This is a genomic window from Enterobacter sp. 04-C-12-SI-ECC (assembly GCF_047530715.1).
GTDB classification, from domain to species: domain Bacteria; phylum Pseudomonadota; class Gammaproteobacteria; order Enterobacterales; family Enterobacteriaceae; genus Enterobacter; species Enterobacter bugandensis.
In genome coordinates, this window is record NZ_JBLKDI010000001.1 from 583,591 (window position 1) to 600,397 (window position 16,807).

Genomic DNA, 16,807 nt, shown 5'->3' on the forward strand with positions numbered 1-16,807 from the left:
GGCTATTAAACGTGATCCCCATCACGGTTGCAAGCATGTTAACGGAACATTGCATTCTCTCACCTGAAGAACGAAAACCGCACGGTGCTGCATTGATTTTAAAAACAGGGTAAATAGTATGTTGTAACTAAAATAATGCCTGTTTAAACCCGGCCGAAGCCGGGTCACGTAATTAGCAAAGCGGCTTCACCGCTGCGCGCATGCCCTTCAGCAGAATGGCATCAAGATCCCGCGTCACCTGATCAACCAGACCGTCCACCTTCGTCAGGTCCTGCTCCCAGTGCGCTTCTACGCTCAGCACGGCGTGCACCAGTTCGCGGGTAGCGAGCTGATTATCGCGATGCTGCGCCCATAGCTGTTGATAACGTTCCAGCCAGAACGCATCATCCTGCACCGGATAGTTCTCTCCGTTACGCTCCGCGCGATAAAATGCGATCAGTGCCGCTAACGCAAACGTCAGACGCGCTGGCAGTTGACCTGAGGCCTTCTGCCCTGCCAGCAGCTGCGGAAGAATACGCGTGCGATACTTGGTCATGCCGTTGAGCGCGATGGAAAGCAGCTGGTGTCTGATGTAGGGATTTCGAAAACGCCCTGTTACCGCGCTGGCGAACGACTCCAGTTCGTCGCGGGGCAAATCGAGAACCGGAATAATCTCTTCATAAATTGCTTTTTCGACGAAAGCACACACGTCTTCATCATTCATCGCCTCGCCAACCGTATCCAGCCCGGCCTGATAGGCCACCGGTACCAGCGCCGTGTGCGCACCGTTAAGAATGGCGACTTTACGCTCTTTATAGGGCTTGATGTCGTCGACAATCAGCACGTTTAACGGGTACTTATCCAGGCGCAGTTCACCAGCCAGCGAGGCTGGCCCCTGAATGACAAACAGATAAAAGTGTTCAGCCGTGTCAAGGAACCCATCGTGATAACCCAGCTCGGCCTCTAGCGTGTCCACTTCATCGCGCGGGTAACCGGTCACGATACGGTCAACCAGCGTTGAGCAGAAATGGTTTGACTCGTTCAGCCACTGGATAAAGGCGGCAGGCAGCGCCCACTCCTGGGCATAACGCAACACAAGTTCACGCAATGCGTCACCGTTGTAGTCAATCAGTTCACACGGAATGATAACCCAGCCCTTGTCAGGCGCACCGTTAAAGTGGCTAAAGCGCTCAAACAGCAGGCGCGTTAGCTTCGCCGGGTAGCTGACGGCAGGCGCATCGTCGAATTTATCCCCCGCGTGATAGCTGATTCCGGCTTCGGTGGTGTTCGAGAAAACAAAGCGCATATCCGGACTGTGTGCCAGTTTCAGAAAGGCGTCGTAATCGTCGTAGACGCTGATTTCACGGTTAACAGAGCGGATAAGTCGGGCTTCACTCACCTCTTCGCCCTGCTCATTCAGGCCACGAATGATGGTGGTGTACAACCCATCCTGCGTGTTCAGCGACGGCGGGAAGTCGCTCTGAATAGGACGAACGATAACCACACCGGCGTTGAGATCGGTATGTTCATTCAAAAGGTCAATTTGCCAGTCGACAAACGCACGCAGGAAATTGCCTTCGCCAAACTGAATAATGCGTTCGGGATACTGCGCACCGGGAAAATCACGACGGTTGAGCGTGTTCACAAGAGGGTTCCTTTTATGATTAGTCATACAGCCTGATAAGATTGGTACGATAACTTATCAAAACTTTACGACCAGAAACCCTGTTTCGATCAATCCCCGGCGTGGTTGTGAAAAAATTATAAGAATTTATAGAACACCGACGTGGCCGTCATAGCGCCGTCCGGCATCAGGGCGTAGCGCGGGATCTCACCGACCTTTTGCCAGCCGGCACGCTGGTAGAAGGTTTCGGCGCCGCTGCCGGTGGAGGTATCGAGCACCAGAACCGAAATGTTTCTGGCCCGGGCCTCAGCTTCCAGCGCTTCCATCAGCGCCATTGCGGCCCCTTTTCGACGCGCTTTTTCATGAACCAGCAGCTTTGCCACGTCCGCACGGTGCGGCTGGTTTTCCGGCTGGTCGGTAATCAGTTGCACCGTGCCGATGACGCCCTCCTGCGGATCAATACTGGCCAGCACCACGCGCTCGTTGCGCCCTACGCTGTCAGCTATGCCGAGCCAGAATGAACGGGCCTTCTCCAGGTTAAAGGGCAGCATAAAGCTGACGGATGCGCCGCCGTTTACGCAGTTTTCGAGGATCCCGGCCAGCGCATCAAGATGAGTGAGAATGTCGTCGCGGGTGAGGTTTTTGATTTGCAGTGAGGTATTCATTTTTTTGTCCTTACGTTGAATACCCTCACTTTGCATTTAACATTTTATTAACGCAAACGGAACGGTCATATGCTTTTGTTATGTCATCTGGCCCGCTGCCGCTGTTGCTTCATGGCATACATTTTTTCATCGGCATCTTTAAGCCACTGCTGCAGGTCGTTGCCGTTATGATCGAATTCGCTCAGCCCCCAGGAGAACAGAAGCGACCACGGATGTAGCTTGCGTGCATTGTAGTTTTCGACCTGCTCGGCGAGATACTGCATGGCAATCCACGCGCCCTTCTCATCCGTATCAGCAAACAGCACGGCAAACTCATCGCCACCAAAACGAACCAGCATATCCGCTTCGCGGAAAGAGGCGCGCATCAGCTGCGCCATGGTCTTTAACGCCTTATCCCCCTCTTCGTGCCCGTAGCGATCGTTAATCTCCTTGAAACGATCCAGATCCAGCCAGCCGAGCGTTAACGGCTCCGCCCGGCGACGGGCGATGGAGAGCGTGAACCGCACGAGCTGGTTAAAGCCCCGTCGGTTGAATAATCCGGTCAATTCATCCGTGGTCGCCGCGCTGATTGCCGCAAACTCATCTTCAGCCAGCGCGCCCAAATCCCCCAGCACGGCGAGATCGGTCGCTGAGAACTCCCGCGGTGCGTAGTCAATCAGGCAAAGCGAGCCAACGCTTGCGCCGTTGCGTAAACGCAGCGGAAAGCCTGCGTAAAACCGCACGCGAGGTTCGCCGGCCACCAGCGGGTTATCCGCAAAACGATCGTCCTGAAGCATATCCCCGACGATCAGCGGTGCTTCGGTGAGGATGGTATGGCCACAAAAAGAGATGTTGCGCGGAACGGAATCGGGTGCCTGCCCATCCGCCGACTTAACGATCAGCGTATGCTCATCAATAAGGTTGACCATGGCCAGCGGTACCTGGAAAAAGCGTTTTGCCAGACGCGTTAAGCGGTCAAACGCCGGGGAACTGTCAATCTCAAGCAGACCCGATTCGCGCAGCGCGTTAAGTCTGTCAATTTCATTTTCAGGTGTTGCAGGTGCTTTCATAATGTCTCCTGACGTAAAGCGTTACTCAAAGCGTAGCTTAAACCGAGACATTGTCAGCGTTCGACGTCCTGTTAAGCCGCTATCCATTTCACGTCAATGCGTTATGACGATTTGCTCGTCCGCCAGCCGGGTACGAAGCTGCAGGCGGTAAGCGCAGAACGCATTAAATATCATTTTTGGGCGTTCATCTGTATCACCAGCCAGCGGTGGATCACGCTGACGATATAATGTTGCTGCTGCGCGCTCAGCTGCACGCCCTGGGGAATGTTATGCCATTTTGCCAGACAGCCCCGGCAGCAGGTCGCGGTGGCATGCTGGGCGATAAACACCGGGTGGCCACGCATGGGCGTCTGCTTGCCGTCGTTTGCGGGTTGCGCGGGTGCAAGGCGTTTAGCGACAAAATCGGCGGCATGCTGGTCAATGGTTTCGGGGCCTTTGTCCCAGCAGTACTGTCGTTCCTTATTTCCCAAGCGGAAGCGAGAGCGAAACGTCGATCGCGCCAGGCGGGAAAAGAGGGGATCCAGGTCTGACATCAGTATACAGAACGTCCCAGGCGTTGGGTCAGCTTCTCCAGAACCGCCACGCCGGCAAGTGAATTTCCCGTTTCATCCAGCTCCGGGCTCCAGACGGCAATCGCCATTTCATGCGGCACTATCGCCACCACCCCGCCGCCAACGCCCGATTTGGCCGGAAGGCCAACCCGCCAGGCAAACTCCCCGGCGTTCTGATACATGCCGCTGGTAGCCATCAGGGCGTTAACCTGACGGGCCTGAAGCGGGGAAACCACCTCCTGATCGAGATGCGGCGCGTGCCCCTGGTGCGCAAGGAACAGAAACGTCTGAGCCAGCTCAACGCAGTTCATCTTCAGGGCGCAGTAATGGAAGTAGTTTTGCAGCACGGTCGCCACGTCATTGTGGAAATTGCCGAAGGATTTCATCAGCCAGGCGATAGCCGCGTTGCGGGCCGAGTGTTCAAACTCCGAGCGCGCCACCACTGAATCATAGGCAATGTCGTCCACGCCAGAAAGCTGACGAACAATCTCAAGCATTCGCTGACGCGGTGCGCTGAGGCGGCTTTGCAGCATATCGCAGACCACCAGCGCCCCGGCGTTGATAAAGGGGTTACGCGGTTTACCCTGTTCGATTTCGAGCTGAAGCAGTGAGTTAAAGGGCTGGCCGGACGGATCTTTTCCCACGCGCTGCCAGATCTCTTCTTCCTCATACTGGCGCATCGCCGCGACCAGACTCAGCACTTTAGAAATAGACTGAATAGAAAAGCGTTCAGTGGCATCGCCTGCCTGGTATCGCTGTCCGTCTATGGTACAGATAGCGATGCCCAGCTTATTCCCGCTCACCGAGGCAAGGGCCGGAATGTAGTCGGCCACCTTCCCCTTTCCTAATAACGGACGAACCTGCGCCAGAATCTCGTCCAGCATCTCATTATGGATGACCGCAGCCACTCTTTGCTCCTTGCCCTCAGGCTAAAACGGGCTGCGAGTATAACAGAGGCTAATGTATTGCGTCAGGCGCTAAGACGAAAACGCGAAACGGCCTGCAATAAAAGATCGGACTGCTTTTGCAGGCGTTCAGAGGCCTCCGAGGCGTCAGAAACCAGCAGATCCGTCTGGCGCGAGACCTGATTCAGTGCCTGAAGCTGGCGCGTCATCTGGTGAATACTTTCTCCCTGACTGAGCGTGGCGGTCGAGATTTCATTCAGCAAACTGCTTAAATTGCCCACCAGACCGGTGACCTGCTGCAGGTTCTCTTCCATCAGATTCACGGCGCGGGAGCCGTCTTCAATGCCCTGCACGGAGCGGTTGATCAACTCCTGAATGGTCTGCGTCGAGTGGCTGCTCTTTCGCGCCAGGAGCCCGACTTCCCGGGCGACGACGGCAAACCCGCGCCCCTGGTTTCCGGCATGGGCGGCCTCAATGGCGGCGTTGAGCGCCAGAATGTTAGTCTGAAACGCCACGCTGTCGATCATCGCCACGATCCCGCACATCTCTGACGATCGCTCGACGATCGCCTGCATGGAGGCATTCACGGTCGACATCATCTGGTCGCCTCCTACGGCAGCCTGACGCGCTTCATCCGCGCGCGAGCTGGCGAGGCGGGCATAGCCGGTATTCCCTTCCACGTGGGTTTCCAGCGCCGCGATATGCGCTGTGACCTCCTCCAGCTCCTTTGCCTGACGCGCCGACTGCTGGTACAGCTTCTGGTTTCCCTCCGCGAGGGAGCCAATGTTCTCCACCATCGTGGCTGTGGCGTGGCTGACCTGCGTCACCAACTGCTGCAGGCCGCGCTGCATGGTGGCAATGCTGTCGCTGAGCTGCCCCGTCTCCCGGTTAAAGCGCATTACGTTCGGCGGCGTGCCGGAGAGATCTCCAGCGGCCAGCCGGTTAATATGTGCAATAAGCCGACGCAACGGCGTAATCACCCACCTGGACATGCCTAACCAGACGGCTGCGGCGATGGCGAGCAGCAGAACCGGCGCCAGCAGGAACAACGTTTGCAGACCGGAGAGCTGCGCCATTAAGGCCTGACGCCCCTGCATGGCCTGCTTCTCGCTGGCCTGCTGATAGCGCGCGAAGTTGTCGTTAAAGTCGGTCTGAAACGCCTGTGCCGGCACGGCAAAAAAGGCATCAATGGAGTTGGTTCTGACAAGCGCTTCCGATTGCTCCTTAATGGCATCGTAGAAAAGCTGGTAGCTGTTAATCAGCGCTTCATCTTTTGGCGGGCTGAGCGCCAGCCAGTCCTTCCATGCCTGCTGAGAAACCGCCAGCGACTTTTGTGCGTCGTCCATCAGGCTGTGCCAGCTTCCTTCCGAGCCGGTTTCTTTATCCTGCATAAACCAGACGCCGGAGCGGTTGAGCAGATCGCTCGCCGCCAGCAGGGAGACGCGTGCCAGATCCAGCTTGCTCTGCTGCTGATACGCCAGCAGGTTTTGCCGTTCATTGCGCTGAGCTTCCTTCAGGGAGGCGTTCAGCAGAAAGGATGAGGAGAGCTGCAGCGCGGAGAAAAGGCCAATAATACAAAAGATACCCGTCAGCAGGCCAAACTGGCGAGGGATAAGACGCTGCGCAATACGGCGAAAAATTTGCGTTAGGTTCATAATTTTCTTCAGTAACAAGACGTTAGACGCGTGCGAGTCTACGAAACGAAAATGACAGAACCATTGCAGATAAATGACAACGGCCCTCGTAATGAGGGCCGAATAAATTACACGCGATCCTTCCACACCGTCTGCACATTACAGAACTCGTGCAAACCAAAATGGGAAAGCTCGCGGCCAAAGCCACTTTTCTTCACGCCACCAAAGGCCACACGCGCGTCGCTGGCGCTGTATCCGTTGATAAACACCCCACCGCACTCCAGCTCGCGAGAGAATTTATCCGCAAGCGCTGCGTCGGCGGTGAAGACCGTGGCAGACAGGCCAAAGTCGCTGTCATTGGCAAGCGTCAGGGCGTGCGCCGCGTCTTTCGCAACGGTAATGGCCGCGACCGGACCAAACAGCTCCTGACGGAAGGCCGTCATCGACGGGGTGACGTTCGCCAGCACGGTTGGCGCGTAATAATTCCCCTCACCGCTGATTTTTTCTCCCCCCAGCAGCAGCGTTGCCCCTTCTGCCAGGCTCGCCTGCACCTGCTGATGCAGTTCATCGCGCAGATCATAGCGCGCCATCGGGCCAAGGTAGTTCTCTTCTTCATCCGGCGCGCCCATCTTTAACGCGGAGACGGCGTCAACGAAGCGTCGGGTAAAGGTGTCTGCAATACTCTCTTCCACAATGAACCGTTTGGCCGCCGCGCACACCTGCCCGGTATTCTGGTAGCGCCCTGCTACCGCCGCCTTCACGGCAAGATCCAGGTCGGCATCGTTGAGAACGATGAACGGGTCAGAACCCCCCAGCTCAAGAACGCATTTTTTCAGCGCCGCCCCCGCCTGCGCGCCAATGGCGGCCCCGGCGCGCACGCTGCCGGTGACGGTTACCGCCGCAATGCGACGATCGTTAATCGCCTGGCTTACGCCGTCATTGGTGGCGTTCACCCAGCCGAATACCCCTTCAGGGAAGCCGGCGTCCGCAAAAATCTGCGCGATAAGTTCCGCCGAGCCGAGCACGTTGGGCGCGTGTTTGAGCAGATAGCTGTTACCTGCCAGCAGGATCGGCACCGCGCCGCGCAGCACCTGCCAGAGCGGAAAGTTCCACGGCATCACCGCCAGAATTGGCCCCAGCGGACGATACTCGATGACCGCGTTGTCATTCTCGACCTGCGTAGATTCAGCATTCAGCATCGCCGGGCCATGTTCGGCATACCAGTCGCAAAGGCCCGCTGATTTCGCCACTTCCGCCCGCGCCTGCTGAATGGGTTTTCCCATCTCGCGGGACATCATCCGGGCCATCTCTTCCGCGCGACCGCGCAGCGCGGTGCCGAGATCGCGCAGCTTCTGCGCCCGGTGGGCTACGCTTTCGCACCGCCAGTGACGAAAGCCCGCATCAGCCAGCGCGATGGCACGTTCAACCTCTTCCTGCGTCGCCCACGGATACGAGGCGAGCGTTTCGCCCGTTGCAGGGTTAACGGACAGAGCATGTGTAGCAGATGAATATTTCATGATGTTCTCCACGCATTTCGGTTGATTAAGTGTGGCTCACTCTGCTATTTCTTAAAAATGAATAATACTGACCACCTTATTCACGAAACGAGAATGCTATGGACTTAACCCAGCTTGAAATGTTCAACGCCGTCGCGCTGACGGGCAGCATCACCCAGGCGGCGCAGAAGGTGCATCGCGTTCCTTCGAATCTGACGACCCGCATCCGCCAGCTGGAGGCCGATCTTGGCGTGGAGCTGTTTATTCGTGAGAACCAGCGTTTACGCTTATCTCCCGCCGGGCATAACTTCCTGCGCTACAGCAGGCAGATCCTGGCGCTGGTGGATGAAGCGCGCATGGTCGTCGCGGGCGATGAGCCGCAGGGGCTGTTTGCCCTCGGCGCGCTGGAGAGCACCGCCGCCGTGCGCATCCCTGAGACGCTGGCGCAGTTTAACCAGCGCTATCCGCGCATCCAGTTTGCCCTGTCTACCGGGCCGTCCGGGACGATGATTGATGGCGTACTGGAGGGAACCCTGAGCGCCGCCTTTGTCGACGGGCCGCTGTCGCACCCGGAGCTGGAGGGGATGCCGGTCTACCGGGAAGAGATGATGCTGGTCACCCCTGCCGGGCAGACAGAGGTAACGCGCGCTGCGCAGGTGAGCGGCAGTGATGTTTATGCCTTTCGCGCAAACTGCTCGTATCGCCGACACCTGGAGAGCTGGTTTCATGCAGACAGAGCCGCGCCGGGACGCATTCATGAGATGGAGTCCTATCACGGCATGCTCGCCTGCGTCATCGCGGGCGCGGGCATCGCGCTGATGCCGCGCTCAATGCTGGAAAGTATGCCGGGCCACCATCAGGTTGAAGCCTGGCCGCTGGCGGAAAACTGGCGCTGGCTCACTACCTGGCTGGTGTGGCGACGCGGGGCGATGACCCGCCAGCTGGAAGCGTTTATAGCGCTGCTAAACGAACGTCTTCAACCAGCGCCTTCTCCATAAAAAGGCTAAGCGGATCGTCCACATACGGGGCAAACGCCGGACGCCGATCGTAGCCGCTTCGTTCATAAAGACGAATCGCGGCATGCTGTTTGATGCCCGTTTCCAGCCGTACGGTATGGCAGTGACGGCTCAGGGCCTCATCTTCCAGCGCGGCCAGCAGCTTCTCAGCCAGATGTTGCCCGCGATGGGCCGGATCGATATAAACCCGCTTCATCTCCCCCGTTCCGTCGCCGTTGAGCACGATAGCTCCACAGCCAACGGCCTGAAGCTGCGGGTCGCGGACGATCATCAGGATAAGGGATGCCGCGGGCAGTTCTGAAAGATCGAGCAGATGGTTGCTTTCGGCGGGATAGAGTTCGCTCTGATAACGGTCGAGGGCCGCAATCAGCATAAGAATGTCCGGATGACGTGCAGATTCAGAGGTAATGGAATACATGGCAGGCTCCTTGCTTTATTTGTGAAACTCAATGTCAACATAGCGCAGGCCTGCCAGGCTGCTTCATAGTATTAACTTATCGCGCAGCCGCTAGCGTAAAAAGATCCGCCCTTTCAGGTACAGGGTGGCCTGACCGGCAATGAGTACCCGGTCGCCCTTCAGCTCGCAGCGAAGATCCCCGCCGCGGTACGACACCTGGCGGGCGTTAAGCGACGTCTTACCCAGCCTTTCACTCCAGTAAGGGATCAGCATGCTGTGCGTGGACCCGGTAACCGGATCCTCCGGTACCCCTTCGCCCGGGCAGAAAAAGCGGCTGACGAAGTCATATTCCCCTTCGCCCGGCGCGGTTACGCAGACCATTTTGCCCAGCGGAACCATCGCGCCAATATCCGGCATTAATGCCTCCACCTGCTGCTGGCTCTCCAGCACCACGCAGTAGTCTCGCCCGACGCGCACCTCTTTTGCCGCCGGGATGCCCAGCGCGCTAAACAGTGCAGGCGGTGGGTTATCGACGACCTCCGTGGACCATGCGGGGAAATTCAGCGTCAGCCAGTCGCCGCTGCGTTTGACCGTCAGCTCCCCCACGAAGCGCGTGGTAAAGTGGATTTCCGTATGCGGATAGTCCAGATACTCAAAAATGACGTGTGATGCCGCGAGGGTCGCATGGCCGCAGAGGTTAATTTCATGCAGCGTGGTGAACCAGCGCAGTTCAAATCCGCCGTCGGTTCGCACAAAAAACGCGGTTTCCGACTGATTATGCTGCTGTGCCATTTTGAGAAGCGTCTCGTCCGGCAGCCACTCTTCCAGAGGACATACCGCTGCCGCGTTGCCACCAAAGGTTTTGTCGCTGAAGGCATCCACCAGATAAAAATCAATTTCCCGCATTGTCTCTTCCTCTTTTGTTATCAGTTTTAGCGCAGATACACAGTGCCTTTCAGGTAGCACGACGCTTGACCGCTCATCAATACGCGCTCCCCTTTCAGCTCGCAGCGCACATCCCCGCCGCGCGCCGAAACCTGACGGGCAAACATTGCCGTTTTCCCCAGCTTTTCGCTCCAGTAGGGGATCAGCATCGTGTGCGCGGATCCGGTCACCGGATCTTCCGGAACGGCAACGCCCGGTGAGAAGAAGCGGCTGACAAAGTCATATTCCCCTTCGCCCGGTGCCGTCACGCTCACTTTATGCTCGCCCGGCGTCATCGCCGAAAAGCGCGGCGCAAGCGCTTCAACCTGCCGGGGATTTTCCAGAACAATCACCCAGGCGCGGCCTTTACGGGCTTCAACGTAATGGCGGATACCGAGCGCCGCGAGCATCTCCGGCGGCGGCGTCTCTTCACGGGTCGGACACGCCGGGAAGTCCAGCGTCATCCACTCTCCCTCCCGGCTGACCGTCAGTCGGCCAGAGGCGGTATCAAAGTGGATCCGCGAGTCGGGGTAATCGAGTTCATTAAACAGAACGTACGCGGCGGCCAGGGTGGCGTGACCGCAGAGATTGACTTCAGTGAGCGTGGTAAACCAGCGTAGCTCAATGCCGCCCTTAGTGCAGACGAAAAATGCGGTTTCCGACTGATTATGCTGCTGCGCCATTTTCAGTAACGTTTCATCCGGCAGCCATTCGTTCAGCGGGCAAACCGCTGCCGGATTGCCGCCGAACGAGGTATTGCTGAATGCATCTACCAGATAAAAATCAATCTCCTGCATTGTCTTACCGCCTGTTTTTGCTGTGTCGTACTTTTATATTCAATGAAAACAACGCCCCCGGCTACCGCTTTCATAAGGTAAATATTGAGATCTGCGTCACATAATGGTTGAGTTTTCGCCGTATGGCGTTTTAAGATCGCCTTCTCATCTTTCCAGCAACGAATCTCCGACATCCCTATGACAACGAACACAGTTTCCCGCAGGGTCGCGTGGCTACGCGTGGTCACGCTGGCCATTGCCGCATTTATTTTTAACACCACAGAATTTGTTCCGGTTGGGCTGTTGTCTGACATAGCAGAAAGCTTCCAGATGGAAACGGCGCAGGTGGGGATTATGTTAACTATCTACGCCTGGGTGGTGGCGCTGATGTCTTTGCCGTTTATGTTGCTGACCAGCCAGATGGAGCGGCGCAGGCTGTTGATCGGCCTGTTTGCCCTGTTCATTGCCAGCCATGTCCTGTCGTTTATGGCGTGGAATTTTACGGTGCTGGTCATTAGCCGCATCGGCATTGCCTTTGCCCACGCGGTGTTCTGGTCGATCACCGCGTCGCTGGCTATTCGGCTCGCGCCGGCGGGTAAACGCGCCCAGGCCTTGAGCCTGATTGCCACCGGTACCGCGCTGGCGATGGTGCTGGGGCTGCCCATTGGCCGCATCGTGGGACAGTACTTCGGCTGGCGTACCACCTTCTTTGCCATCGGCATGGGCGCGCTGGTGACGCTGGTGTGTCTGATTAAGCTGCTGCCCGCGCTGCCAAGCGAACATTCCGGCTCGCTGAAAAGCCTGCCGCTGCTGATGCGTCGCCCGGCGCTGCTGAGTATCTACCTGCTTACCGTTATCGTGGTCACCGCGCACTACACGGCGTACAGCTACATTGAACCGTTTGTGCAGGTGGTCGCGGGCTTTAGCGCAAACTTTGCCACCCTCTTACTGCTCATTCTCGGCGGCGCGGGCATTATTGGCAGCGTGCTGTTTGGTAAACTGGGTAACCAGCATGCCTCCTTGCTGGTGAGCAGCGCCATCGGCCTGCTGCTGGCGTGCCTGGTGCTGCTGCTGCCTGCGTCAGGCAGCGAAAGCCAGCTGGCGATCCTGAGCCTGTTCTGGGGCGTGGCGATCATGATTATTGGTCTCGGCATGCAGGTGAAAGTCCTGGCCCTGGCGCCGGATGCCACGGACGTGGCGATGTCGCTGTTCTCGAGGATATTCAATCTGGGGATTGGCGCGGGGGCGCTGGTGGGCAATCAGATTAGCCTGCACGTATCGATGTCGGCGATTGGCTATCTGGGGGCGATTCCGGCGCTCGTCGCGCTCGTCTGGTCGGTACTCATCTTCCGCAAGTGGCCGGTGGCGCTGGAGGAACAGGGGCAGCACGGGTGAGGTGCGTTTGTGCCGGGCAAGGCGTAGCCGCCACCCGGCAATGACATCAGTGGTAGGTCTTAATAATCTCCAGTACGCCGTTAATAATAAACTGCACGCCCATACAGACCAGTAAGAAGCCCATCAGACGGGAAATCGCCTCGATACCGCCCTTGCCCACCCAGCGCATGATCGCACCGGAACTGCGCAGAGACGCCCACACGATAACCCCAATAAGCGCAAAAATTAGCGGTGGCGCAACGGTGAGTACCCAGTCCGGGAAGGTAGAGCTGTCGCGCACCGTCGATGCAGAACTGATGATCATCGCGATGGTTCCCGGCCCGGCCGTACTCGGCATGGCCAGCGGTACAAAAGCAATATTCGCGCTCGGTTCGGACTCCAGCTCTTCAGATTTGCTGGTTGCCTCCGGAGACTCGTGCGCTTTCTGCGCCGGGAACAGCATGCGGAAGCCGATAAAGGCCACAATCAGCCCGCCCGCTATACGCAGCCCGGGAATTGAAATCCCGAAGGTGTTCATCACCAGCTGTCCGGCGTAGTAGGCCACCATCATAATGGCAAACACATACACCGAAGCCATCATCGACTGATGGTTGCGCTCGGCGCTGTTCATATTCCCTGCCAGCCCCAGGAACAGCGCCACCGTCGTTAACGGGTTAGCTAACGGCAGCAGTACCACCAGCCCGAGACCAATTGCTTTAATCAAATCCAACATAGTGCGTTGTTGTCCTTATCCATGTTTAACATCGCAATTATAGGGTGAAAGTGTGACGTTCAGCCATCGGCGCAACGTAACGATAGTTTTCCTTTGGGAACGATACTCATTAGTTATCTTCCTGATTTGAAAGGTTGCAAAAATCGTTCATGAAACGTTTTAGCAATTCGTGGCATCGGCTGATTCATTCAGTTGACTTATACTTGCCTGAGCAATAATATCTGCCGTGATTAAACTACTTGCCAGGGCAACCATTGTGAAAAGCACCAGTGATATCTTTAACGACGTTGTTCCGCTGGGTCGTCTTATTCATATGGTTAACCAGAAAAAAGATCGCCTGCTCAATGACTACCTGTCACCGCTGGATATCACCGCAACACAGTTCAAAGTGCTGTGTTCCATTCGCTGCGAAGTGTGTATCACGCCGGTTGAGCTGAAAAAGGTGCTCTCTGTCGATCTGGGTGCGTTAACCCGCATGCTCGATCGTCTCGTCTGCAAAGGATGGGTAGAACGAAGCCCTAACCCGAATGACAAACGCGGCGTACTGGTCAGGCTCACCAGCGATGGTGCGGCTATGTGCGAGCAATGTCATCAATTAGTAGGACAAACACTGCATCAGGAACTAACAAAAAACTTAACGGCAGATGAAGTGGCTACCCTTGAGCTTTTGCTGAAGAAAATACTGCCGTAAACAGAAAAAGAGGTATGACGATGTCCAGACGCAATACTGACGCTATCACTATTCATAGCATTTTGGACTGGATCGAAGATAACCTGGAATCGCCGCTCTCCCTTGAAAAAGTGTCTGAGCGTTCAGGTTACTCCAAATGGCACCTGCAACGGATGTTCAAAAAAGAGACCGGTCATTCATTAGGTCAATATATTCGCAGCCGCAAGCTGACGGAAATTGCCCAGAAACTGAAAGAAAGCAATGAACCGATCCTTTATCTGGCGGAGCGTTACGGATTTGAATCACAGCAAACCCTCACGCGTACGTTCAAGAACTATTTTGACGTGCCGCCTCATAAGTACCGAATCACCAGCGTGCCGGGTGAATCCCGTTACCTGTATCCGTTAAAACACTGTAGTTAATCATCGCCTGTAAAAGACGTAACCGAGGAAAAAATGAAAGTTACCGCCTCCGCCGCCCTCGCCTTGCTGGTGCTGTTTTCCAGCCAGACCTTCGCGGAGCAAACCCCAGGTGCAACGCAGCAAATTAATCATGACACGATGATTTTGCCGTCAGCACATGACCAGTCGCCTTATGATTTCAACCACATGGGTGCTGGTAGCGACAAATCCGACGAATTAGGCGTGCCTTATTATAATCAGCACGGCCTCTGATTCGTTTTTGCCCCGCAGCCGCGGGGCTTTTTTATGCCCTATCCCCTTACCCGCGCCGCCCGGCGAACCCGCAGGCCAAACACGTTGATGTACAGCCCGGCCATGATCAGCACGGCACCGAGCAGCTGCAGCGCGCTCAGCGTTTCATCCAGCAGTATCGCCGCACTGGCAAGCCCCACTACCGGAACCAGCAAAGACAGCGGCGCGACGCGCCAGGTCTCATAGCGCCCCAGCAGCGACCCCCAGATCCCGTAGCCCACGATGGTGGCGACAAACGCGAGATAGATAAGAGAAAGGATCGTGGTCAGATCGATCTCGACCAGGCTGTTCAGCATCACCTCCGGGCCATCCAGAATAAACGACGCCACCAGAAACGGGATTATCGGAATCAATGCGCTCCAGACCACCAGGGACATCACCTGAGGCCTCGCCTCGTGCTGCATAATCAGCTTGTTGAAAATATTGCCGCACGCCCAGCTCAGCCCCGCCGCCAGCGTGAGCATAAACCCGAGCAGCGCCACATCCTGACCGTTCAGGCTGGCTTCAATCAGCACCAGCACGCCAAATACCGCCAGCGTTATCCCCGCCAGCTGCTTGCCCTGCAGGCGTTCGCCAAACACAAATGCGCCGAGAATAATGGTAAAGAACGCCTGCGCCTGTAACACCAGCGAGGCCAGACCGGCCGGCATGCCGAACTTGATGGCGCAGAAGAGAAACGCGAACTGGCCAAAGCTGATGGTCAGACCGTAGCCCAGCAGCAGTTTTAACGGGATTTTCGGACGGGCGACGAAAAAGAGCGCCGGGAACGCCACCAGCATAAAACGCAAACCGGCCAGCATCAGCGGGGGCATGTTGTGCAATCCCAGCTTGATGACCACAAAATTGAGTCCCCATACCACGACCACCAGCAACGCCAGCAGTCCGTCTTTACGCGTCATACCCTGCCCCTGAATTATTAATAATTTGTTAACACTTCAAGGTAACAGAAAAAAGTGTGCCGCGAGAAGATCATTATTTCTGGCAGGCAGCTGAAGCACTTAGGGATAAATCGGGTGCTATACAAGCCCATTATGTCATGGTAATCCTGTTAACACTCGTCTAAAAAAAGCATAAGCAACCGTCGGGAAGGAATATGAAACCATCTCTCAGGCGCTCAACCGCAGCGCTGCTGGCATCGTCATTGTTATTAACCATCGGTCGGGGGGCAACGCTGCCGTTCATGACCATTTATCTCACGCGCGTGTTTAATATGAGCGTCGAGAATATTGGTTATGCCCTGACGATTGCGCTGACCGTTGGCGTGGTGTTCAGCCTGGGATTTGGCATTCTGGCCGATAAGTTTGATAAAAAACGCTATATGCTGATCGCGATCGTGGCTTTTATCGCCGGTTTTGTCGCGATTCCGCTGGTGGATAACGTCACCCTGGTAGTGCTGTTCTTTTCCCTGATTAACTGCGCCTATTCCGTCTTTTCGACGGTGCTGAAAGCCTGGTTCTCGGACGTGCTGACCTCCAGCCAGAAAGCGCGCGTCTTCTCGCTCAACTACAGCTTCCTGAACATTGGCTGGACGATAGGGCCGCCGATTGGCACCCTGCTGGTGATGTACAGCCTGCAGCTGCCGTTCTGGCTGGCGGCCTTCTGCGCCGCGCTGCCGCTCGGGTTTATACATTTCTTCGTGCAAAAAAGCGTCGCGCTGGATACCGCCGAGGAGAAGATGCCCTGGCAGCCGTCGGTGCTGCTGAAAGATCGCGCCCTGTTCTGGTTCACCCTCTCCGGCCTGCTCGCGTCTTACGTGGGTGGATCGTTCGCCAGCTGCATTTCGCAATACGTACTGGCCGCCAATGCCGACAGCGATTTTGCCCAGAAGGTGGTCGCCGTGGTGCTGCCCGTTAACGCCGCCGTGGTGGTAACGCTGCAGTACGCGCTGGGGCGGAAGATCTCCGCCAGCAATATTCGGCCTTTAATGACCGCCGCAACGCTGTTTTTTATCCTGGGGCTGGGAGGCTTTATGCTCTCCGGGGAGAACCTGATTTACTGGGGCATCGCCGCCGCCATCTTTACGCTGGGTGAGATTATCTACGCACCGGGTGAATACATGCTGATCGACAACATCGCCCCGCCGGGGATGAAGGCGAGCTATTTTTCCGCGCAGGCGCTGGGCTGGCTCGGCGCGGCGGCAAACCCGATGATCACCGGCATTATCCTGACCAACCTGCCGCACTGGTCGCTGTTTGCAATCATGATGGTTGCCATCGTCGTTGCCTGGCTGATGATTTTGCGGGGAATGAGCGTGAAGGCGTGGAACGAATCCCCCAAAGCGGCGTAAAAAATAGTGGCCGG

Annotated in this window: 18 protein-coding genes; 6 read left to right on the forward strand and 12 right to left on the reverse strand. The window is 56.6% G+C overall.

All coding sequences use genetic code 11. The features are described 5' to 3' along the window. Positions 1-172: 172 nt before the first annotated feature. The 7 genes from ACMWL8_RS02845 to sad form a co-directional block, all read right to left on the reverse strand. Complete coding sequence (locus ACMWL8_RS02845) at positions 173-1,624, reverse strand: tagaturonate reductase (RefSeq protein ID WP_045260517.1); 1,452 nt, start codon at positions 1,622-1,624, stop codon at positions 173-175. A gap of 116 nt (positions 1,625-1,740) precedes the next feature. Then, a complete protein-coding gene (locus ACMWL8_RS02850; RefSeq protein ID WP_045260516.1) occupies positions 1,741-2,268 on the reverse strand; it encodes a GNAT family N-acetyltransferase in 528 nt (175 codons plus the stop codon). A gap of 83 nt (positions 2,269-2,351) precedes the next feature. Further along, positions 2,352-3,317, reverse strand: a complete 966-nt coding sequence (locus ACMWL8_RS02855; protein ID WP_028013150.1) for a sensor domain-containing diguanylate cyclase — start codon at positions 3,315-3,317, stop codon at positions 2,352-2,354. 170 nt (positions 3,318-3,487) lie between these two features. Beyond that, the gene (locus ACMWL8_RS02860) at positions 3,488-3,850 is read right to left on the reverse strand and encodes a DUF4186 domain-containing protein (protein ID WP_045260515.1); all 363 of its coding nucleotides are present in this window, start codon (positions 3,848-3,850) and stop codon (positions 3,488-3,490) included. Further along, positions 3,850-4,776, reverse strand: a complete 927-nt coding sequence (gene glsB, locus ACMWL8_RS02865) for a glutaminase B (RefSeq protein WP_028013148.1) — start codon at positions 4,774-4,776, stop codon at positions 3,850-3,852. The genes ACMWL8_RS02860 and glsB overlap by 1 nt, the downstream gene beginning before the upstream one ends. A gap of 62 nt (positions 4,777-4,838) precedes the next feature. Further along, entirely contained in the window at positions 4,839-6,428 is a 1,590-nt protein-coding gene (locus ACMWL8_RS02870; RefSeq protein ID WP_045260514.1) for a methyl-accepting chemotaxis protein, read from the reverse strand. 107 nt (positions 6,429-6,535) lie between these two features. Beyond that, complete coding sequence (gene sad, locus ACMWL8_RS02875; RefSeq protein WP_045260513.1) at positions 6,536-7,924, reverse strand: succinate-semialdehyde dehydrogenase; 1,389 nt, start codon at positions 7,922-7,924, stop codon at positions 6,536-6,538. Between the two features lie 98 nt (positions 7,925-8,022). Between sad and ptrR the strand changes: the two genes are divergently transcribed. Continuing rightward, the gene (gene ptrR / locus ACMWL8_RS02880; RefSeq protein WP_028013145.1) at positions 8,023-8,901 is read left to right on the forward strand and encodes a putrescine utilization regulator PtrR; all 879 of its coding nucleotides are present in this window, start codon (positions 8,023-8,025) and stop codon (positions 8,899-8,901) included. Here the strand turns inward: ptrR and ACMWL8_RS02885 are convergent. The 3 genes from ACMWL8_RS02885 to ACMWL8_RS02895 form a co-directional block, all read right to left on the reverse strand. Then, positions 8,855-9,337: a GNAT family N-acetyltransferase gene (locus ACMWL8_RS02885; RefSeq protein ID WP_045260512.1), complete on the reverse strand. Its 483-nt coding sequence runs from the start codon at positions 9,335-9,337 to the stop codon at positions 8,855-8,857. The genes ptrR and ACMWL8_RS02885 overlap by 47 nt on opposite strands. Before the next feature lie 90 nt (positions 9,338-9,427). Continuing rightward, positions 9,428-10,222 (reverse strand): PhzF family phenazine biosynthesis protein, encoded by a 795-nt coding sequence (locus ACMWL8_RS02890; RefSeq protein WP_045260511.1) that lies wholly within the window; start codon positions 10,220-10,222, stop codon positions 9,428-9,430. 26 nt (positions 10,223-10,248) lie between these two features. Then, the gene (locus ACMWL8_RS02895) at positions 10,249-11,037 is read right to left on the reverse strand and encodes a PhzF family phenazine biosynthesis protein (protein ID WP_045260510.1); all 789 of its coding nucleotides are present in this window, start codon (positions 11,035-11,037) and stop codon (positions 10,249-10,251) included. 177 nt (positions 11,038-11,214) lie between these two features. Between ACMWL8_RS02895 and ACMWL8_RS02900 the strand changes: the two genes are divergently transcribed. After that, the gene (locus ACMWL8_RS02900) at positions 11,215-12,411 is read left to right on the forward strand and encodes a sugar transporter (RefSeq protein ID WP_414751544.1); all 1,197 of its coding nucleotides are present in this window, start codon (positions 11,215-11,217) and stop codon (positions 12,409-12,411) included. A gap of 46 nt (positions 12,412-12,457) precedes the next feature. Here the strand turns inward: ACMWL8_RS02900 and ACMWL8_RS02905 are convergent, their stop codons facing one another. After that, positions 12,458-13,123, reverse strand: coding sequence for a MarC family NAAT transporter (locus tag ACMWL8_RS02905; protein ID WP_041909999.1), 666 nt, complete (start codon positions 13,121-13,123; stop codon positions 12,458-12,460). A 256-nt stretch (positions 13,124-13,379) separates the two neighbouring features. Between ACMWL8_RS02905 and marR the strand changes: the two genes are divergently transcribed. From marR to marB, 3 genes are read left to right on the forward strand one after another with little or no spacing between them, the layout of a single operon-like run. Beyond that, a complete protein-coding gene (gene marR / locus ACMWL8_RS02910) occupies positions 13,380-13,814 on the forward strand; it encodes a multiple antibiotic resistance transcriptional regulator MarR (RefSeq protein WP_028013139.1) in 435 nt (144 codons plus the stop codon). A 20-nt stretch (positions 13,815-13,834) separates the two neighbouring features. Then, a complete protein-coding gene (marA, locus tag ACMWL8_RS02915; protein ID WP_008502237.1) occupies positions 13,835-14,215 on the forward strand; it encodes an MDR efflux pump AcrAB transcriptional activator MarA in 381 nt (126 codons plus the stop codon). Positions 14,216-14,248: 33 nt separating this feature from the next. Then, positions 14,249-14,467, forward strand: a complete 219-nt coding sequence (gene marB / locus ACMWL8_RS02920) for a multiple antibiotic resistance protein MarB (protein WP_045260509.1) — start codon at positions 14,249-14,251, stop codon at positions 14,465-14,467. A 38-nt stretch (positions 14,468-14,505) separates the two neighbouring features. Here the strand turns inward: marB and eamA are convergent, their stop codons facing one another. Then, on the reverse strand, positions 14,506-15,405 hold the full coding sequence (gene eamA / locus ACMWL8_RS02925) for an O-acetylserine/cysteine exporter (protein WP_028013137.1): 900 nt from the start codon (positions 15,403-15,405) through the stop codon (positions 14,506-14,508). Between the two features lie 194 nt (positions 15,406-15,599). Here eamA and ydeE point away from each other — a divergent pair, with 194 nt between their 5' ends. Beyond that, entirely contained in the window at positions 15,600-16,793 is a 1,194-nt protein-coding gene (ydeE, locus tag ACMWL8_RS02930) for an efflux MFS transporter YdeE (protein ID WP_028013136.1), read from the forward strand. Positions 16,794-16,807 lie beyond the last annotated feature (14 nt).